The 18,107-nt window shown below is 64.1% G+C and carries 16 protein-coding genes and 1 tRNA gene; 10 read left to right on the top strand and 7 right to left on the bottom strand.

The features are described 5' to 3' along the window. Window positions 1-100 precede the first annotated feature (100 nt). The 5 genes from JI75_RS07520 to dltA are packed head-to-tail and all read right to left on the bottom strand — an operon-like array spanning window position 101 to window position 4,575. Complete coding sequence (locus JI75_RS07520; protein ID WP_039689969.1) at window positions 101-289, bottom strand: hypothetical protein; 189 nt, start codon at window positions 287-289, stop codon at window positions 101-103. Beyond that, the gene (dltD, locus tag JI75_RS07515) at window positions 282-1,565 is read right to left on the bottom strand and encodes a D-alanyl-lipoteichoic acid biosynthesis protein DltD (RefSeq protein WP_052241683.1); all 1,284 of its coding nucleotides are present in this window, start codon (window positions 1,563-1,565) and stop codon (window positions 282-284) included. The genes JI75_RS07520 and dltD overlap by 8 nt, the downstream gene beginning before the upstream one ends. Window positions 1,566-1,567: 2 nt before the next feature. Continuing rightward, on the bottom strand, window positions 1,568-1,822 hold the full coding sequence (dltC, locus tag JI75_RS07510; RefSeq protein ID WP_039689968.1) for a D-alanine--poly(phosphoribitol) ligase subunit DltC: 255 nt from the start codon (window positions 1,820-1,822) through the stop codon (window positions 1,568-1,570). Window positions 1,823-1,824: 2 nt separating this feature from the next. Further along, complete coding sequence (gene dltB / locus JI75_RS07505; RefSeq protein ID WP_039689967.1) at window positions 1,825-2,988, bottom strand: D-alanyl-lipoteichoic acid biosynthesis protein DltB; 1,164 nt, start codon at window positions 2,986-2,988, stop codon at window positions 1,825-1,827. A gap of 9 nt (window positions 2,989-2,997) precedes the next feature. Beyond that, window positions 2,998-4,575, bottom strand: coding sequence for a D-alanine--poly(phosphoribitol) ligase subunit DltA (dltA, locus tag JI75_RS07500; RefSeq protein WP_158407636.1), 1,578 nt, complete (start codon window positions 4,573-4,575; stop codon window positions 2,998-3,000). Between the two features lie 160 nt (window positions 4,576-4,735). Here dltA and JI75_RS07495 point away from each other — a divergent pair, with 160 nt between their 5' ends. From JI75_RS07495 to JI75_RS07475, 5 genes are all read left to right on the top strand, one after another. Then, window positions 4,736-5,425: a response regulator transcription factor gene (locus tag JI75_RS07495; RefSeq protein WP_039689965.1), complete on the top strand. Its 690-nt coding sequence runs from the start codon at window positions 4,736-4,738 to the stop codon at window positions 5,423-5,425. Further along, window positions 5,406-6,716 carry a sensor histidine kinase gene (locus JI75_RS07490; RefSeq protein WP_039689962.1) on the top strand — a complete coding sequence of 437 codons (1,311 nt, stop codon included), beginning with the start codon at window positions 5,406-5,408 and terminating at the stop codon, window positions 6,714-6,716. The genes JI75_RS07495 and JI75_RS07490 overlap by 20 nt, the downstream gene beginning before the upstream one ends. Window positions 6,717-7,011: 295 nt before the next feature. Beyond that, window positions 7,012-9,588 (top strand): leucine--tRNA ligase, encoded by a 2,577-nt coding sequence (leuS, locus tag JI75_RS07485; protein ID WP_039689960.1) that lies wholly within the window; start codon window positions 7,012-7,014, stop codon window positions 9,586-9,588. 312 nt (window positions 9,589-9,900) lie between these two features. Continuing rightward, a complete protein-coding gene (tatA, locus tag JI75_RS07480; protein WP_039689958.1) occupies window positions 9,901-10,158 on the top strand; it encodes a twin-arginine translocase TatA/TatE family subunit in 258 nt (85 codons plus the stop codon). A 120-nt stretch (window positions 10,159-10,278) separates the two neighbouring features. Next, window positions 10,279-11,733 carry a helix-turn-helix transcriptional regulator gene (locus JI75_RS07475; protein ID WP_052241682.1) on the top strand — a complete coding sequence of 485 codons (1,455 nt, stop codon included), beginning with the start codon at window positions 10,279-10,281 and terminating at the stop codon, window positions 11,731-11,733. Window positions 11,734-11,752: 19 nt separating this feature from the next. Here JI75_RS07475 and JI75_RS07470 read toward each other — a convergent pair whose 3' ends face one another. Both JI75_RS07470 and JI75_RS07465 read right to left on the bottom strand, forming a co-directional pair. Further along, window positions 11,753-12,394 (bottom strand): SanA/YdcF family protein, encoded by a 642-nt coding sequence (locus tag JI75_RS07470; RefSeq protein WP_052241681.1) that lies wholly within the window; start codon window positions 12,392-12,394, stop codon window positions 11,753-11,755. Window positions 12,395-12,470: 76 nt separating this feature from the next. After that, window positions 12,471-12,545: transfer RNA gene (locus JI75_RS07465), tRNA-Val, on the bottom strand. A 304-nt stretch (window positions 12,546-12,849) separates the two neighbouring features. On the opposite strand from JI75_RS07465, the gene cpaB reads away from it, so the two are divergent. The 5 genes from cpaB to JI75_RS07440 are packed head-to-tail and all read left to right on the top strand — an operon-like array spanning window position 12,850 to window position 18,089. Continuing rightward, a complete protein-coding gene (gene cpaB, locus JI75_RS07460; RefSeq protein ID WP_082019818.1) occupies window positions 12,850-13,593 on the top strand; it encodes a Flp pilus assembly protein CpaB in 744 nt (247 codons plus the stop codon). Further along, window positions 13,590-14,921 (top strand): CpaE/TadZ family protein, encoded by a 1,332-nt coding sequence (locus JI75_RS07455; RefSeq protein WP_082019817.1) that lies wholly within the window; start codon window positions 13,590-13,592, stop codon window positions 14,919-14,921. Before cpaB ends, JI75_RS07455 begins: the two co-directional genes overlap by 4 nt. Continuing rightward, a complete protein-coding gene (locus JI75_RS07450; protein WP_052241679.1) occupies window positions 14,918-16,213 on the top strand; it encodes a TadA family conjugal transfer-associated ATPase in 1,296 nt (431 codons plus the stop codon). The genes JI75_RS07455 and JI75_RS07450 overlap by 4 nt, the downstream gene beginning before the upstream one ends. After that, the gene (locus JI75_RS07445; protein ID WP_052241678.1) at window positions 16,213-17,163 is read left to right on the top strand and encodes a type II secretion system F family protein; all 951 of its coding nucleotides are present in this window, start codon (window positions 16,213-16,215) and stop codon (window positions 17,161-17,163) included. The genes JI75_RS07450 and JI75_RS07445 overlap by 1 nt, the downstream gene beginning before the upstream one ends. Further along, the gene (locus JI75_RS07440) at window positions 17,160-18,089 is read left to right on the top strand and encodes a type II secretion system F family protein (protein ID WP_052241677.1); all 930 of its coding nucleotides are present in this window, start codon (window positions 17,160-17,162) and stop codon (window positions 18,087-18,089) included. The genes JI75_RS07445 and JI75_RS07440 overlap by 4 nt, the downstream gene beginning before the upstream one ends. Window positions 18,090-18,107: the final 18 nt, after the last annotated feature.

The raw sequence follows: 18,107 nt of genomic DNA, 5'->3' as shown, positions 1-18,107 counted from the left end.
GCCTTGGCGCGGGATGCGCCGCCTGGGCACGGGGCCGTGCAGGCGGCGCTCGCGCGGCATGCGAAGGTTTCGGGCCCAGGCGGGTCGGTTGCGCTTTCGCCTAGAAGTTGTCGTAGACGAACTGCACCGGGGCGTTGAGCCCCGAGAACACCAGCAGCCACACGATGAGGAGGGTGCCGGCCGCGACGAACGCCCCGGCGCCGATCGCCACGATCAGGGGGTGCGTCTGAGCGAAACCCTCGATGACCTGGCGGGCCTGTGCGATGGGGCGGGCGGGTTTCCTAATCATCTCCGTTGCTCGCTTTCAGATCGGCTTCGGAAAGCCCTTCGGCCTCTCCGAAGGAGCCTCCGCCAAGGAACTCGTCGTCGCGGTCGTTGACGTAATCGTAGAAGGCCTTCTCGATGCGGACCCAGCCCACCCAGCCCGGATGGGTCATGTCGCATAGGAAGTACTTCTCGTATTCGCAGCTCGAGAAGTCGGCGTAGGGGTACCCGGCCTCGTCGCAGATGGAGCGGATGCGCGCGTAGTAGCCCTGGCGCTCCTCGACCGTGACGTTTTGGCGGTCGTACCACGACCCGTGCACGGGAAGCATCACGATAAGCGGTTCCCATCCGCATTCCCTGCAGACGCGCATGAAGCAGCGCAGGTCTTCGTATTCGAGGTCGGCCTGGCTGAACGTCTCATCTTTCTCGCTGTTCAGCGGCGCTTTCTGATTGTAGTAGCTGTTGTATATGCCGTATTCGTTGTTGGTGCACTTCGCTTTCCCGACGGCGCGACCCTGCTCTATCAGGGCGTTCCAGTCGGGCTCGACCGGGGTCGTGGAATCGCGGCGCTCGGCCGTCTTGTAGGGGGCCTCGGCGTTCAGCCACCTCACCTGTCTCCGCGCGTTCAGCTGGTTTCCGAAGGTGAAGATCTGGTCGTTCAGCGCGTCGATGAACGTGTCTTTGTTCGCCGCCGCCAGCGAGGTGTCGTCGATCTTCAGCTCTTTCAGGCGCTTGCGCACGTAGGCCTTCGTCTCGTCCGAGACGTTGGGGTTGTCGCAGAATTGGCGGTACAGCTCGTAGGAGAAGCTGCGCTTGAACGCCCATTGGGCGCCGTTGCCCTTGAAGAACCACTGGGGCGACAGGATCAGCGCGATCTTCTTCTTCGGGGTGGTGCCGTCGTAGGCGCCCGCGGCGATCGCCTGCCAGAGGCTCTGGTCGAAGGCGGTTCCTACCACGGTCATATCCACGCCGGTGTTGTGCTCGCCGAACACGGCGGCCGGAACGGTGGGCACCAGGCTTTTCGGGGTGGCGAACTCGGACGACCCGAAGGCCAGGTAGGAGTTCGGCGACATGTTCTGCGTGACGAAGGAAGGGTAGCGCGACCGGGTGTCCGAATAGATGTAGTCGTATAGCTTCCGGTCGTCGGCCTTGCCCAGGCCGGGCAGGATCGCGCACAGCCCCCCGACCGCCAATGCGGCCGCGAGAAGCCCGGCGAGCACCGCGCGCAAAAGCCTCATGCCGCTGCCGGCCTTCTTCTTACCGCATGCGGCCTCGTTGACGGGGTCGGTGTGCGTCCGCATCGTTACAGCCGCGCTTCCACCTGGGAGATGATCAGGTTAACCGTGTTCATCTCCTCGCGCGCCACCTCGGTGGGGGCGATGGATACGCCGAAGTCGTCTTCGATGCACACCAAAAGCTCCACTGCGGCCATCGAGTCGAGCAGGCCGAGCGCGAACAGGTCCTCGTCGCGATGCGAGAGCACCGCGTTGCTCTCGCACACCTCTTCGAGCAGTCCGAGCATGCGGAATTCGAGTTCTTCGTGGGAGATGCTAGCCATGGCTACCGTCCTTTCAAAAGCAGCGATATCTGTCCGGAGAACAGGGCGAACCCGAGCATCACCAGCTGGATGGTGACGATCCAGGAAAGGATCTTGTACCAGGTCCTATCCTTGTTCTTCTTATAAAACGACGATTTTTTCTGGTACAGCTCGCACAGCGCCAGAAGCGCACCGTGGTACACGCCGTACGCGAGGTAATTCGGTGTCAATCCGTGCCAGGCGCCCATGAGCGTCATGTTCACCAGGTAGCCGCACAAAGAGGTGTGCAGCCGCTTCTTGAACAGCTTATGCTTCATGGCCGCTCGGGCGAACCGCATGAACACGAAGTCGCGCAGCCAGAAGGAAAGCGTCATGTGCCAGCGGTTCCAGAAGTCCTTGATGTCCACGGCGATGAAGGGCGCGCGGAAGTTGCGGGGGGTCCTGACACCCAGGCACCAACTGGCGCCGATGGCCATGAGGCTGTATCCGGCGAAATCGAAAAACAGGTAGAGGCCGTACGAGTAAGCCGTTTTCACCTGCAGGAGCAGCTCCCAGAAAAACGGGCCGGAACCCCAGGGCGCAAACGAGTAGGCCTTGTACAGCAGCCCCGCGATGAACAGCTTGTACACCAGCCCCGCGACGATCAGCAGGATGCCGCGGGCAAGCATGCCGGCGTATTCGTCCCGCGGGCGCACCGCATAGGCGTCTTCGAGGAACCGCCGGCTGCGGTCGATGGGGCCCGAGGTGAACGTGGGGAAGAACACGAGGAAGGAAAACGTGTCGAGCGGCTTCATCCGGTCGATGATGCCGTCGTGGATTTCGAGCACCATCTGGACGGATTTGAACGTCAGGTACGAGATGCCCAAAAAACCCAGGAGGCTCTGGTCGAATACGGCGCTCACCTTGTACACGACCAGCGGCGCCAGCGCAAGGGCCAGCGCGACCCAGAAGCGCTTCCTCGATGCGGGCCTGCGTACGAGCCATTGGATGCTTGCGCACGATAAGGCCAGGTAGCCGGCAGCATAGAGCCCTTCGAGGGGGGTCTTGCAGAACAGGCAGGCGATGAGCGCAACCGAGGCGACGGCGCCGTAGCGCCCGAGCGGCTTTTCGGCCAACCCCAGGATGGCGGCCGGGATTATGGCTGCTACCAGCAGGATGAAGAAGCTGGGGTCCGCATAAAACGACATGCGCGCGCCTTATCGTCCCATGGCGGCCAACGCGCGGCGGTCGATCTTGGCGTTGGGAGTGAGGGGCATGGACTGCAGGCGGCAAAAGGCGCGGGGAACCATGTAGGCGGGGATGCGCCCTGCCAGCCGGGCCTTGAGGTCCTGGGCGAGCTCGAGTCCGTCGAGCTCGCAGGCACTGTTCATGACGACGAACGCCTTCAAGCTTCTGATCTGGTCGTTCCTGATGACGGGGATGACGGCTGCCTGCTCGACGCCTTCGAGGGACGTCAGGTTGCATTCGATGTCGCCCAGCTCGATGCGGAAGCCGTTCATCTTCACGAGATGGTCGAGCCTTCCCTCGAAGCGCAGGTTTCCCCGCTCGTCGAGGGAGCCCTGGTCGCCGGTGCGGTACCCGCGCACAGGCGTTTCGTTGGACAGGTGCGCGGCGAAGAAGGCCGCCGCGGTTTTGTCGGGGCTGCGGTAGTACCCCTTGGCCACCGTGTCGCCCACGATGACGATCTCGCCCGATTCTCCCGCCGGCTTCCGCTCGCCCGTTTCGGGGTCGATGATGCGCAGTTCGGTTCCGGGCCGGGCGGAGCCCACGGTAAGGGGGTCTTCGCTGTTCAGATCGGCCTCGCCGATCTCTGCGTAGGTAACGGCCACCGTCGATTCGGTGGGGCCGTACGTGTTGACGACGAGCGCCCGGTCGAAGCGCTGCCTCAAAGCGCGCGCCGTTCGATGGTGCAGGGTCTCCCCGCAGAACAGGAACAGCCGCGCGTGCGGCAGGATATCTTGGGAAAACGAGGGATCGACCAGGCACATATCGGCAAACGACGGAGTTGAGATCCACACGTCGACCTGCGATCCCCGCAGGTCGGAGAACAGCAGCCCGTAGTCGTGGGTAGTTTCGGCCGAAACGGCGTGCAGGCACCCCCCGGTGACAAGCGCGCCCACCACCTGGTACTCGGAAAGATCGAACGAGTAGGGGGCCTGGTCGAGGAAGACGGCGCCCCCTTCGCGCACGACGGGGAAGGTCTTCATCCAGGCGGCGAACCGCTCGATGTTGTTCGCGGTGATCTCGATGCCCTTGGGTACGCCGGTCGAGCCCGAGGTGAAGATGATGTAGTGGGTCTCCTCCCCGGAAACCCAGAGGTCCTCAGGCTCGTCTTCGACGGAGCCGTCTCCGTTCGCCGCGTCCGCAGCGCTCAGGAAGCGGTTCGCGGGCATGGCTTCTAAAAGATCGCAGGGCGCCTGTTCAGCGCAGATGATAGGGGGGAAATCAAGCTGACGGGCTATGTCGACGACGCGCGAGCTGGGAAGCTCCGAGTCGATGGGGACGAATGCGTGGCCCGCGCGCAGGCAGGCGAGAAACGATACGACCATCAGCGACGACTTGTGGCCGTACACCATGACGGGCTCGCGGCCGGACGTCTTTTCGCGCAGCTTCCCGGCGATCCGCCCCGCCATATCCCACGCTTGCCCGTATGTGACCTCCCGTGCACCGGCCATGCGATGGATCGGCGCGCCCGGGTTTTCGAGCGCTGTCTTTCGAACGCTGTTCAGAATCACGTTGGTCATCGGTTCGTCCTGGGCTTCGCGCTGAATCATCAGCATTGCTTACGGGATCGGTTCGGCATTCTAGGACCGGAACTTTAAGCGGACTTTAAGATGGACCGCCTTCAAGGATTCTCGACATACCCGGCTGTTAGAATGGGGGAAAGGCGGGCTCGCGTTTTGGCATCCGCTTTGTCGAAAGGAGGGCTTCCTCGTGAAGCTGCTGGTTGTTGATGACGAGCGGGACCTCGCGCTTTCCCTCAGGGCCATCCTGACCCATGCGGGCTACGAGGTCGATACGGCGCACGATGGAGCCCAGGCGCTGAGGCGGCTCGATTCGGGCGGATACGACGCCGTGGTCCTCGATGTGATGATGCCCGAGGTGTCCGGCCTTAAAGTGGTGTCGAAGATGCGCGCTGCGGGCGACGACACGCCCGTCATCCTGCTCACGGCTCGCTCGACGGTGGACGACCGGGTGGAGGGGCTCGACACGGGCGCCAACGACTACCTGGTCAAGCCCTTCGCCGCAAAGGAGCTGCTCGCGCGCATCCGCGCCGTGACCCGCGATCGGGCCAAGACGGCGTCTGCCTCGGCGTCCTTCGGCGACTTCTCCGTCGATCGCGAGGCGTTTCGCCTGAAGTGCGGCGAGCGCTCGATCGACCTCACGGCTCTCGAATGCAAGCTGCTCACCTTCCTGGTCGAAAACTCGCATCGGAAGGTTTCGGGCGAAGAGCTGAAGCTGAAGATATGGGGCGGCGATTCCCTTTCCGATATGGGGAGCGTATGGGTCAACGTGTCGAATCTGCGTAGGAAGCTGCGCGAAGCGGGGTCGCATATGGTGATCTCCACGGTGCGCGGAGTCGGTTACTATCTGGAGTCTTCTCATGAACATCCCCGAAAATAAGGAAGAGCGCGGCAAGGCGAAGCCCGCCATGCCGCCCGAGATCTGCCGACTGCGCAGGCTCTACATCGCGGTGGCGCTCGCTTCGTCGGTCCTGGTGCTGTCCATGGTGCTCGCCTTCACCAACATGGTGAACTGGCAGAGCATGTGCGTCGGTCTGGACGGTTTGGTCGACTATATCGTCTCGGAGGGCGGCGAGCTCGAGGAGCCGGTGCAGATCGAGGAGATCCCCCTGGTCGCCGAAGAGGAAACCGACCCGGTGACCGATATCCTGTTCCCCGAAGCCTCAGAGCTTGCCTACGAAACGCGGTACTTCACGGTGACGCTGGACGAATCGGGCGACGCCGTTGCGGCCAACACCGCGCATGTTGTGACCATCGACGAGGCCACGGCGCTTTCCATGGGCGAAGAGGTCGCACAGGGCAAGGCGCGGCGCGGTTTCGTGGGCGATTTCCGCTACGTGGTCACGCGGCTGGGGGGAGAGCGCACGGCGGTGTTTCTCAACGTGCGCGCCGAGCTGGCGTCTTTCTGGTCGTTCTTCTCGTCGAGCATGATGGCGGGGGCCGCCGGCGTGCTGATGGTGCTCCTGATATCCATCCCGCTTTCGGCGCGCGCGGTGAGGCCCGTGGCCGAGAGCCAGGCGGCGCAGAAAAGGTTCGTCACCGATGCGAGCCACGAGATCAAGACGCCGCTTGCGGTCATCCTCTCGTCGGCCGACATCTTGGAGATCGAGCACGGGGAAAGCGCATGGATCGATTCGATCAGGAAGCAGGTGGGCCGTCTCGACAGCCTTGCGGGGAAGCTGGTGCTGCTCTCCCTGGTCGACGAAGGGCGCGGCGATCTGGCCAAGGCTCCGTTCGATCTCGCGAAGCTTTTGAGCGACAAGGTGGATGAGTTCAAGGCGGTGGCCCTCGCCCAGGATCGCGGCATCGTCCTCAGCGCTCCTCCGACGCTCGAGTACGAGGGCGATCGCAACCGGATCGATCAGCTCCTGGGCATCTTGCTGGACAATGCGCTGAAGTACTCCACGCCCGGTTCCGACGTGCGGGTGTCGCTGTTCAAGCCCGAGGGGGGATCGGTTTCGCTGCGCGTTTCCAACCAGGTCGACTGCATCGAGCCCGGGCCCCACGACGAGTTCTTCCGCCGGTTCTACCGGGCGGACGGGGCCCGCAGCTCGACGGGCGGGCACGGCATCGGGCTGGCGGTTGCCCGCGCCATCGTCGAATCCCACGGTGGCTATCTGTCTGCGAACAGCCCCGATAGCCGCTCGTTCGAGATCGAGGCGGTTCTGTAGGGGCTGGGGCGCGGGCTGTGCGGGTCCGCCCCGCTTGTCGGAGCCGAGCCCGCCTTCGGCATGCGGCGCCCGGGCCTGCTGCTGCGGCACCCGGGCTTGCGGCTGCGGCGCCGACCGGTGCGGACGGCTCCCTCAAAACCGGCCTCGGGAAGCGTTGCTGCTGCTCAGCCGCTGTTCTTATGATGCGCTGGACAATGTGCGCCCAAGGTCGGGCAAAGCTTCTATAATGGACGCATTTGTTGCATGACGAGACGGGCCCCACCTTGCGCCCCGATCGAGCGAGGAAAGACGGACCATGAAGCCTTACAACCCGCATGAACTCGAACCGCGCTGGCAGAAGACCTGGGACGAGACCGGTCTCGACTCGGTGGGCGAACGCACCGACAAGCCGAAGAAGTACGTTTTGGAGATGTTCCCGTATCCTTCGGGCGACATCCATATGGGCCACGTGCGCAACTACACCATCGGCGACGTGGCCGCGCGCTACGCCCGCATGCGTGGGTTCGACGTGCTCCATCCGATGGGGTGGGACGCGTTCGGCCTCCCTGCCGAAAACGCCGCCATCAAGCGCAACAGCCACCCTGCGACGTGGACGTACGCGAATATCGACACGCAGAAGGCCAGCTTCAAGCGCATGGGCTTCTCTTATGACTGGAACCGCACGGTGGTGGCGTGCGACCCCGAGTACTATCGCTGGGGACAGTGGATCTTCCAGAAGTTCTGGGAGCGCGGCCTGGTCGAACGTCGCGAGTCTCCGGTCAACTGGTGCCCGAGCTGCAAGACGGTGCTCGCAAACGAGCAGGTCATCGACGGTAAGTGCTGGCGCTGCAGCAGCGAGGTCGAGAAGCGCAACCTCACCCAGTGGTACTTCAAGATCACCGATTACGCTCAAGAGCTGCTCGACGACCTGGACAAGCTTCCCGGCTGGCCCGAGCGCGTCAAGCAGCAGCAGGCCAACTGGATCGGCCGTTCCGAGGGAGCCGAGGTCGACTTCATTCTGTGCGATCGCGAGGGCAACGTCCCCGATCAGCCCTCCGAAGACGACATCGTCACGGTGTTCACCACGCGTGCGGACACGCTGTTCGGATGCAGCTTCTTCGTGCTCGCGCCCGAATATGCCGGACTGCGCGACCTTGTGGCCGGTATGGAGCAGGAGCAGGCGGTTCTCGATCTGGTCGAAGAGGCCAAGAAGGTGTCCGCAGTCGAGCGCGCCCAGGGAAACCGCGAGAAGCACGGCGCTTTCACCGGCCGCTACGTGGTGAACCCGGTCAACGGCGAGAAGGTGCCGGTGTGGGTGGCCGACTACGTGGTGGCCGACTACGGCACGGGCGCGGTCATGGCCGTCCCCTGCGGCGACCGCCGCGATTTCGAGTTCGCGCGCAAGTACGACCTTCCCATCGTCCCCATCATCCTCGGGCAGGACGATCCGCTGTACGCGCAGCTGAAAGACCAGCGCGAACGCGTCGTCGAGCAGGTTGACTGGGACGAGCCGTACGCAGCGGAAGGCGTGCTGGTCCAGTCGGGCGAGTTCACCGGAATGGTGGGCGGAAAGCATTCCGAGGGCGAGGAAGCCGTGGTGAAGCGGCTCGAGGCTGCGGGGCGCGGTCGCCGCAAGGTCGAGTTCCGCCTGCGCGATTGGCTGATCAGCCGCCAGCGCTATTGGGGCAACCCCATCCCCGCGATCCATTGCCCCGATTGCGGCGTCGTGCCCGTTCCGGAGGAGGATCTGCCGGTCCGTCTTCCCGAAGACATCGATCTGGCGGCAGGGGAGACGCTTGCCCAGCACGAGGGCTTCGTGAACTGCACTTGCCCGAAATGCGGGGGGCCCGCCCGCCGCGAGACGGACACCATGGACACGTTCACGTGCTCGAGCTGGTATTACCTGCGCTATGCCGATCCGCACAACGAAAAGGCCCCGTTCGATCCGGCCGTTGCGAACGGCTGGCTTCCGGTCGACCAGTACATCGGCGGCATCGAGCACGCCATCCTTCACCTGCTGTACAGCCGCTTCTTCACGAAAGTGCTGCGCGACATGGGGATGCTCGATTTCGACGAGCCGTTCACCAACCTGCTGACGCAGGGGATGGTGCTGGACGGCAAGGGCGAGGTCATGTCCAAGTCGAAGGGCAACGTCATCGCGCCGGAGGATATGATCGCATCGTACGGCGCGGATGCGGTGCGCGCCTACATCCTGTTCATGGCGCCGCCCGACAAAGAGCTGCTGTGGAACGAGGACGGCCTGGCCGGCCTGTTCAAGTTCCTGAACCGCGCGTGGCGCCAGGTGTTCGACCTTGTCGGGTCGGCCGGTGAGGACACCCTGTTCGCAGGGGGCGACTCCGATGAGTCGCGCGTGTCCGACTTGCGCGCGCAGCTGAACCGCGAACGCCATCGCGTGGTTGGAAAGGTGGTCGACGACTTCGACCGCAACAATTTCAACACGGCGATCGCCGCCATCATGGAACTGGTGAACGCGACGGGCGATTACCTGCGCGCCGCTTCGCCCGAGGCGCGCGTCGCAAGCGAGGAGACCCGCGCGTTCGACCACGACATCGCCGAGACCCTCGTGAAGCTGCTCGCTCCCATCGCCCCCCATATGTGCGAAGAGCTGTGGGCGTCGGCTCTGTGCGGGAGCGGGTCCATCCATCAGCAGCCCTGGCCGACGTTCGATCCGGCCCAGGCCGCGCGCGACGAGGTGGAGCTTGCCGTCCAGGTGAACGGCAAAGTCAAAGCCAAGGTGACCGTCGCCGCCGACGCCGCAGAGGAAGATGTGAAGGCTGCCGCCCTGGAGGCTGCCGCCGCGGCCGTCGCCGGCAAGACCGTGAGGAAGGTCATCGTGGTCAAGGGACGCCTCGTCAGCATCGTGGCGGGCTAAACGGACTTCTTCCGCGCCGCACCTGCCGGCGGGCTTTCGGGGCCTGCGTTTCGGGCGTCGCTTCATGCGGTGTTTGATAATCGCAGGTCAAGCGCTGTACCTAGTTTGCATGACAAGGGGATTTCTTCGGAGATCCCCTTTTTCATCATTTTGCACGATAGCCAAAGCCCCCGTTTGAGCGCATAGTTCCCACTGCAACGCGTCGCCGCGCATCGGCTCGAATCGCAGGGGGAGAGAGGCCCCTTCGATCCTTTTCCCGCAGCGACGTTTCACGTCAAGCGCTATCCGCGATACCACGAAGAGGAGTCCTGTATGAAGTTTCTCGGTCTCGGCGTTCCCGAACTCGTTATCATCCTGGTCGTCATCTTGCTGATCTTCGGCCCCAAGAACCTTCCAAAGCTCGGAAGCGCCGTGGGCAAAACGGTGAAGAACCTGCGCTCGGGGATGAAAGAGGCCGATACGGCCGACGAGGCGATCGAGGGCGAGGTCGAAGAGGTCGTCGAGGAAGCCGTCGAGGAGAAGCCCCGCAAGGTCGTGAAGAAGGTCGAGGCTGCCCGGGACGACGAATAGGGTTCTCGTCGAGGCATGTATATGATGCGCTCGGGGCGCGGGATCGGAAGGTCCCGCGCCCTTTTTTTGCTACCATGAAGGCGTAGGTTTCGGCTTTCGTTCTCGAAGAGGAGCGCGTTGATGGCACAGCAGGCGGGCGTGTTCGAAGCGCTGTCCCCGCGCCGTACGGTGGGGTTCGCCTGCAACCAGGCCTTCATGTTCTACGTGCTGTACATGGGCTTCAACCGGTCGTTCGAGGTCGGCGGGCTGTCGTTCGAGCGGGCCGAGCTGTTCTTCATGCTGGCGGCCCTGGTCGTCGGCTTCTCGCTGTTCCGCCGCGCCGGCGCGGGGTTTCGCCGGGTCGCTTTGGCCAAACCGGCTCTCTACGTCTGCGCGTTCGTCGCCTCGGCGGCTTCGCTCGCGTCGTCTCTGCTTCCCGAGCACTCGGTCGCGTGGGTTGTCCCCGAAGGCCTGCTTGTGGGGATGCCCATCTCGTTTCTCCTGATCGCCTGGGGTCTAACGTTCGGGCGCGAGCGGACGGCCGTAACGGTGTCCGAGGTTTTCCTCGCTTCGCTCATCGGCGGCGCCGTGTGCCTTCTGTTCTCGCTCGTCGGATCGTCTTCGATGCTCTCAGCCGCTTTCGCGCTGCTTCCCTTGGCCAGCGTGTTCAATATCGACGTTCCCGCCTGGGAGGGCGGTGCGTTCGCGATCCCGTCAGATCTGGCGGAGGGCGCCGACGAGAAGGGCAGGCTGTCCGCCAAGATCATGGCGGGGACGTTTCTGTTCGGCTCTGCGGCGGGGCTGATGGAAACGTACGGGACCGATCCCGGATCGGCGACGATGCCGTTTCATACGGCGTCGTTCGTGGTGTTCTGCGCGTTTCTCATAGGGAGCCTCTCGTTGCTGCTGTCGCACGGGTTCGGCCGAGGGGCGGCGCTGAACAAGTCGTACCGCCTGGCGATCCTCGTGGTCATGGTGGGCATTCTGGTGGTCGGGTGGCCCGTGGCCGACCTTTCGCCTACGCCCGGCAAAGCGTACGTTTTGGCGGGGTATCTGGGCTTGGAGGCCGTTCTGATCTCGCTGTTCCTTGTGCTCGCCGAGATCCTCGAGGTTGATTCCAGCCTGGCGTTCTCGCAGGGGTTCGCGGCCCTGTTCGCCGGCGAGCTGGCGGGCTTGCTTCTGGGCAACGTGAACGATCTGGTCCTGGCGTCTCTGGTGCGCGACATGCCGGTTGCCGCGGGCGCGATCGATTCGGCTTCGTACCTTTCCGTGGTCCTTGCGGGAGGGTTGGTGCTGGTCGCTTATGTGTTCCTGTTCACCGAGCGCGATTTCGACAGCCTGTCGGAGATCGTTACGAAAGAAGACGCGTTCGAGCGGACGTGCGAGGCCATCTCCTCCCGCTTCGAACTGTCCCACCGCGAGTCCGAGATACTGGCGTTCGCCCTGCACGGGCGCACCAGCGAGCGCATCGCCCAGGAGCTGACGGTCAGCAAGTCGACGGTCGACACGCACCTTCGCCGGATATACGCGAAGACGGGCGTTCACAGCCGCCAGGAGCTGCTCGATGTGGCCGAGTCGATGGGCAAGGCCCTGTGAGCCGAACCGCCGCGGTGCGCTACAGGCGGCTCGGGTCCATATGCAGCGCGGCCTGCACGAGGTCCTTGGTGCGGGCGGGGATCTCGCGTATCTCGTAGCTCATCTGGTTCTCGTAGGATCCCCGATCGGCGGGGACGCCGACGACGTCGCATCCCAGCAGCCTTGCGGAAGCGATCGCGCGCGGAAGGTGGTAGTTCTGGGTGACGACGGCGACGGACTGGACGCCGTAGACGTAGCGCGCGCGGTACATGCTCTCATAGGTCGAGAGGCCGGCGTCGTCACGGACGATGGCCGACTCGGGAACCCCGAGGTTCACCAGGTAGTTCTTCATGGTCTCGGGTTCGTTGTTGTACACGGTGCTGCCGTCCCCGGACACGATGATCGTCGGCGCGATGCCCGACGCGTACAGGCCGGCCGCCGTCTCCAGGCGATCGCGCAGGATGTCGGAGGGGGTGCCGTCGGTGAACACCGACGCCCCCAAGACCACGACGGCATCGCACGTCCCCCGGAGCCGGGCCTGCTCGGCTGACGTGATGGACGGTGTCGCCGAGGTCACGACATAGGCATTGGTCCCCCCGACGACGAGGACGGCGCCGAGCAGGCATGCGCATACGGCCTTTGCGCAAAAGGCGAAAAAGCCGCCGATGTTCGATCGAGCCACGCGTTATCACCTGGTTTTCTGCTACGTTTCGACTGAAAAGAGAAAGGCCATCGGTGATAGATGGCCTTGTCGCTTGTGGTGGTCGATGCAGGATTTGAACCTGCGACCTTGTGCTTGTAAGGCACCTGCGCTCCCGCTGCGCCAATCGACCGAATCGCCTTTCGGCGGAGGTTGATTCTCTCACACAAAGCCCGCCCGCGCAACGATCGGGCGCGCCTCTATTGCGCTCCGAGCTTCTTCGGGGCGGTTCGCGGTGGCGTTTCACCAGGCTGTTCGTTATCTGATGGATTGTCGTTGGGTTTTCGGGTCGTTTCGGCGGCTATTCGTTTGCTTTCCGGGAAAGCGCAGGGAACTTCGACGGCGGATCCGATGCGCCGCGGCGGCTTTCGGGATGGTTCGCGGTCTGGTTTCGCGATCATACTCTGCCTCACGCACGATGCGCGATGGGAGGGTTCATGTCGAAGAAGGCGAATACGGTGGTGGCGGTTGCCTGCGCTGTTGCTGCGGCGCTTTGCATGTTTGTCTACCTTTCGGGTTTGCGGGGGGAGGCGAAGGCCGCCCAGGACGAGGCGTTGGAGAAGTACGGCGGGCAGCTCGTCGATGTGTACGTGGCCCGCACCGACATCGAACCGGGCCACGTCATATCCGCATCGGATCTCGAGCCGAAGACCAGCGCCGCCCATCTGCTTCCCGACGGGGCGATCATCGAGCTCGATCGCGTGGTGGGCCGCAAGCCCACGAGCGTCATATGCAAAGGGGAGGTGTGCGTCGAGCGGCGGTTCGAAGAGGGTTCGTCTGCGCTCGAAGTGCCTGCGGGAACCGCAGCCCTCAGCCTGCCGGCGAAAACGGTGCAGGCGCTCGGCGGCGCCCTGAAAGAGGGGATGAGGGTCGATGTGTACGCATCCGGCGGGTCGTCCACGGCGGCCATCGCGCGCGATGTTCTGGTGCTCGCCACATCTGCGGGAGGCGAGGGGGAGGGCAAGGGCGCGGAGCGGCTGGAATGGGTCACGCTCGCTGTGCGCCCCGAAGTGGTTCAAGAGCTGGTGGCGGCCTCGGAAAAGACCAAGCTCTGCTTCGTCCTCCCGTCTGACGCCGAAGGCGCTTCACGGGATGACCGATCGGATGTCGGGAAAGAGGGGGCCGCATCGCGCTTGTCGGATGCCGCGCCTTCCGTTTCGGGAGAAAGGAGCGTCGCATGAGCGAAATCCTGCTGTGCGCGTGTCGAGAATCGCTTTCAAACCCTGGTGAGCTGGGGCTGTCGGGAGAAGAGTTGCTTTGCGTCCCCTGGCTGTCCAGTGCGGAGAGCGGGGAGGAGGCACGGTCCTTGATGAGGGGGCCGGGGATACGCGAGGCGTGGGTGGTCGATCCGTCCGACATCGAGCCGATCAACCTCGCTGCTTCGCTGAAGGTGGATCGTCCCGACGCCCGCATATGCCTGGTTTCCTTTTCGGACAGCGGTTCGCTCAGAAGCCGCGCCCGCGCTGCGAACATCGATGCGCTCTACAACCGCGCCCTGTTCGTGAAGCGCTACATGCAGGCGAAGTGCGCGGCCGCCGACGCGAATCGGTCTTTGCATCAACCCGAGCCGACGAAGGCACAGCCCGTGCCCGCTTCCTCGCCCGTACCCGAAAAAGCCGCTGGATCGGGCGCTTCCCTTTCGGTGGAGACGGGATCGGATGGGGTCGGCCCGGCGACCGACCGCCGGCGCGAGAGGGAGGTTTCGACGCGGTTGCCGCAAAGCTCTGCGGGTCGCGGCTTCGTGATGTCCGTCGTCAGCGGCAGCGGAGGCGCGGGGAAAAGCACGGTGGCGGCGCTCAGCGCCCTTCAACTGAGCGCTCGGGGCCTGAGCGTGGCCCTGCTCGATGCGGACCTCCAGTTCGGCGATGCCTCGGGTTTGCTGGGATCTTGCGATCCGCTATCGGTCGAAGAGGTCGCCCGGCATCCCGAGGTGCTCGGGAAAAACGCCGACGGCAAGGCGGTTACGCTGGTGTCGGCAGGCGATCGGCCCGAATGCGCGGAGGAGATCGCGGGGCTGCTTCCCGCGGCCATCGACGCTTTGGCGGGCTGCTTCGACGTCGTGGTAGTGAACACGGGGTCGTTTTGGGACGAGTCCCATGCGGTGGTCCTCGAGCGGTCCGAAAAGGTGCTGCTCCTCATCGACCAGCGGTTCTCCTCCCTCAAGGCGGCGAGGCGCTGCCTCGATCTGTGCGCACGCTGCGGCATCCCGACGGTCCCGTTCGTCTTGGTTGTGAACAAGGTCTCCCGCAACTGCAGGATCTCGCTGGAGGACGCCTCCGGTTTCTTCGACGACGCCCCGACCGCTTTTTTGCGCGATGGGGGGTCGGATGTCGAGGAGATGCTGTCGGCGGGGATGTCAGACGAGCTTCTGTCGTCGCGCAACGAGCTGTGCTCGTCGCTTGCGCATCTGCTCGACGGGGTTCTTCCCTTTGCGAGCATCGCAGATGGCGGGCCCGACAGGGAGAAGCGCCCCGCGCTGTTCTGCTGGGGATCGAGGAGGAGGGCATGAGTCTTCTCGAGAGAAGCCGGGCGTGCGAGCGGGGAAGGGGTCGGGATCGGGTTTCCAGCGCCGCCGTTTCGACGGCGGGATTTCGAGCGGATGTCGAGCGCGTCATCTCCGCCGAGAGGATAGCCGCTTTGGCGGCCCAGGATCCCGTGCGCGCCCGTGCCGAGGTGAAAAGCGCATGTCGACAGGTTTTTTCGTGGCCGAGGTGGGTAGACGTCGAAGCCGAGGACCGGGTCGGGCTTGAAAACTCCCTGATCGATCAGATATTCGGATTCGGCTTGATCGAAGGCTACCTTGCCGATCCCTCCATCACCGAAATCATGATCAACGGCACCGATGGGTTGTTCTACGAACGCGAGGGGGTTCTGTTCGCCGCTCCGGTGCGTTATGCCGATGAGGCCGACATACGGGCTCTGATCGATCGCGTGCTCGGCCCTTTGGGAAGACGGGTCGACGAATCGTCTCCGCTGGTGGATGCGCGTCTTCCCCAGGGTTATCGGGTGAACGTCGCCATGCCGCCCATCGCCTTGCGCGGTCCGTCGGTCACCGTGAGGAAGTTCCCCGAGAAGGTGATGACGCTCGAGGACATGGTCGAGCGCGGCAGCGTTGAGCCGCAGCTCGAGCGCTTCTTGCGGCGAGCGATCGAGGCCAGAAGGAGCATTGCGGTTACCGGGGGAACCGGTTCGGGCAAAACCACGCTGTTAAACGCCCTTTCTTGCTGCATATCGCCTCGCGAGAGGATCGTGACGGTGGAGGACTCGGCGGAGCTGCGGTTCTTAGACCATCCTCACGTCGTCGGCTTGGAGGCCCGGCCGCGAAACACCGAGGGGGCCGGATTGGTGACCATCCGGGATTTGGTGGCTAATGCTTTGAGGATGAGGCCCGATCGGATCATAGTCGGCGAATGCCGCGGACCCGAGGCACTCGACATGCTCCAAGCGATGAACACGGGTCACGAGGGATCCCTCACCACCCTTCACGCCAATTCGCCGGAGGATTCTATCTCGCGCCTGACCATGATGGTGAGGTTCGGGATCGACCTTCCCGTCGACGTGATCGAATCGAGCATCGCAACGGCCCTCGATCTCATCGTCCATGTGAAGCGCTCGTCCGATGGGAGGCGCTTCGTATCCGACGCCGCCGCGCTTACGTTCGATCCCGATCAGCGACGTTGCTGCGTCGGGCGCTTGTACGAGAGGCCGTCGTTTGAGCAGGACGGAGTGTGGGGCGCAGCGGCATCCGATATCGCGGGGGCCTGCGGGGATCCGCTTGCCGCTGCATGGGAGGAGGCCTGATGGGCTTTTCGGTTCTTGTGGGCGCCCTAGCGGTCGCCTGCAGCTTCCTATCCGCTCTCTTCGCTGCCCGCGCCCTTTTCTGCGGTTTGCCCCGACGCGGGCCGAAGGGCGGCGTCCGCGCTGGGGGAATCCTGGTCGAAGGCGTGCGGGGCTTGAAAGGGCCGTCTCGCACCATCCTCGGGTTTTCGCAGGTAAAACGCTTGATCGACGTCGAGTGCCGCTTTTTGGAGCGGAAGGGCGTCGCGGCGTCCCCCCAGGGTGCGGCAAGCGCGGCGATGCTTGCGCTGATCTCGTCGTGCGCGGTGGGCTTGCTCGTCTCCGGCTCTGCATTGTTCGGATGCCTCGCTCCCGTCTTGGTTTCGGCGGTCGGGCTCATCCATGCAAGGACCGAGGAAGATCGCGAGAGGCAGCGGGTTCGGGAGGCGGTTCCGGAGGTGCTCGAGTCGATGGCCGACTGCTTCGGTTCGGGGTACAGCCTCATGCAGGTGTTCGGCTATCTGGCCGAACGGTCAGACGACGCGGTTTCCCCGGCGTTCAGGGAAGGGTATGGGATCTTGAGGACGGGAGGGACGGCGGAAAGGGCGCTTCTGTGCCTTAAGAACCTGTCCGATTCAGCGGATCTCGGCTTCGTGTCGGTGGCCCTCGCCGTGCACCATCGATCGGGCGGCTCTATCCAGGCGACGCTGAAGACGGCGGCGGATTCGGCCAAAAGCGAGCTGGCGTTGAAGCGCTCGCTGCGTTCCCAGACGGCCCAAGCCCGCTTGTCGGCGCGCATCGTTTCGATTATGCCGCTTGTGTTGGTGTCGGCCTTTTCGTTCGCGAGCCCCGGCTTTCTGATGCCGTTCGTCTCGAGCCCTCTGGGATGGGCCCTGTTCGTCTTGGCCGTTTCCATGCAGGCAGGGGGGATCTTCCTCGTCAGACGCTCGCTGCGCGTAGGGGATGGCCTATGAGCGCCCTGGCGGTGCTCCCCGCGATCGCGTCGGCGCTTCTGTCGGTGTCGGCCGGCATAGGGGTTCATGGGATGCTCGAGCGCCTGAGAAGGAAGCGGGTGAGGAGGATCGTGTGGGGGCCGAACGTCGCGGTCCGCAGGCGCGCGCGGCTTTGCCCCGGATTGGAATACGCTGCGCGCCTGAGCTCCCTTCCTTTCGGCGATCTCGCGCTGCACAAAGCGCTTCCCCCTATCTCGGCGGGTTCGGAGCGGAGGTTTCGCGAGAGCATCAGGAGGACGGGGTATTCGGACCGCGTGACGTTTGCGGGGTATCGCGAAGCGCGCATCCGGCTCACGTTGGGCGCGGCTGCGGCGGGGCTGCTGTTCGGTCTGGTTTTCTCGACCGATCTGGGTGTCGTTCTGGGCGCTCTCTCGGGCGCGGGGGGATCGCGCCTCATATACGGAGAAATGGTACGAAAGCGCAGGCAGCGCCAGCGCGAAGCGGAAAGCCATCTTTCGGAGATGTTGGAGGTTGTTTCGCTGGGGATGAGGAGCGGGCTGACGTTCGATCTCAGCTTCGCCCTCTACACCGAGCATTTCGACTCTTCTTTCGCCCGGGATTGCCGCGCGGCGCACAGACGGTGGATCTCCGGCCTGGCGACGAGAAGCGACGCCCTGGTTGATCTGGCCGACTACTACGACAGCGATCAGCTGGCCCGAACGATAGAGAGCATCAACCGATCGCTTTCCCTCGGAACCGAGCTGTCGGCGCGCCTTGCCGACATCGCTGCCGTTGCGCGCGAGAAACGAAAGGCCGAGTTGGAAGAGGAGGTGTCGAAAGCTCCGGTGAAGATGATGATCCCCACGGGGACGCTTATCTTGCCGGCTATGTTGCTGCTGGTTATGGGGCCTGTTCTGCTGGAACTGGCCCATGATGTCAGGTTCTGATGGTTCTACGAGACAAGG

Source organism: Berryella intestinalis (assembly GCF_000814825.1).
In the GTDB taxonomy this organism is placed as follows: Bacteria; Actinomycetota; Coriobacteriia; order Coriobacteriales; family Eggerthellaceae; genus Berryella; species Berryella intestinalis.
The sequence above is the reverse complement of the archived record's forward strand: the minus strand, read 5'-3'. Positions and strand labels throughout refer to the sequence as shown.

What these genes read in the sequence shown, in the direction of transcription:
- tatA (WP_039689958.1), top strand. Translation starts at nt 9,901, where the DNA reads ATGAAGTTTCTCGGTCTCGGCGTTCCCGAACTCGTTATCATCCTGGTC.
- cpaB (WP_082019818.1), top strand. Translation starts at nt 12,850, where the DNA reads ATGTCGAAGAAGGCGAATACGGTGGTGGCGGTTGCCTGCGCTGTTGCT.
- JI75_RS07450 (WP_052241679.1), top strand. Translation starts at nt 14,918, where the DNA reads ATGAGTCTTCTCGAGAGAAGCCGGGCGTGCGAGCGGGGAAGGGGTCGG.
- JI75_RS07455 (WP_082019817.1), top strand. Translation starts at nt 13,590, where the DNA reads ATGAGCGAAATCCTGCTGTGCGCGTGTCGAGAATCGCTTTCAAACCCT.
- JI75_RS07445 (WP_052241678.1), top strand. Translation starts at nt 16,213, where the DNA reads ATGGGCTTTTCGGTTCTTGTGGGCGCCCTAGCGGTCGCCTGCAGCTTC.
- JI75_RS07520 (WP_039689969.1), bottom strand. Translation starts at nt 289, where the DNA reads ATGATTAGGAAACCCGCCCGCCCCATCGCACAGGCCCGCCAGGTCATC.
- JI75_RS07440 (WP_052241677.1), top strand. Translation starts at nt 17,160, where the DNA reads ATGAGCGCCCTGGCGGTGCTCCCCGCGATCGCGTCGGCGCTTCTGTCG.
- leuS (WP_039689960.1), top strand. Translation starts at nt 7,012, where the DNA reads ATGAAGCCTTACAACCCGCATGAACTCGAACCGCGCTGGCAGAAGACC.
- JI75_RS07475 (WP_052241682.1), top strand. Translation starts at nt 10,279, where the DNA reads ATGGCACAGCAGGCGGGCGTGTTCGAAGCGCTGTCCCCGCGCCGTACG.
- dltD (WP_052241683.1), bottom strand. Translation starts at nt 1,565, where the DNA reads ATGCGGACGCACACCGACCCCGTCAACGAGGCCGCATGCGGTAAGAAG.
- dltA (WP_158407636.1), bottom strand. Translation starts at nt 4,575, where the DNA reads ATGATTCAGCGCGAAGCCCAGGACGAACCGATGACCAACGTGATTCTG.
- dltB (WP_039689967.1), bottom strand. Translation starts at nt 2,988, where the DNA reads ATGTCGTTTTATGCGGACCCCAGCTTCTTCATCCTGCTGGTAGCAGCC.
- JI75_RS07490 (WP_039689962.1), top strand. Translation starts at nt 5,406, where the DNA reads ATGAACATCCCCGAAAATAAGGAAGAGCGCGGCAAGGCGAAGCCCGCC.
- dltC (WP_039689968.1), bottom strand. Translation starts at nt 1,822, where the DNA reads ATGGCTAGCATCTCCCACGAAGAACTCGAATTCCGCATGCTCGGACTG.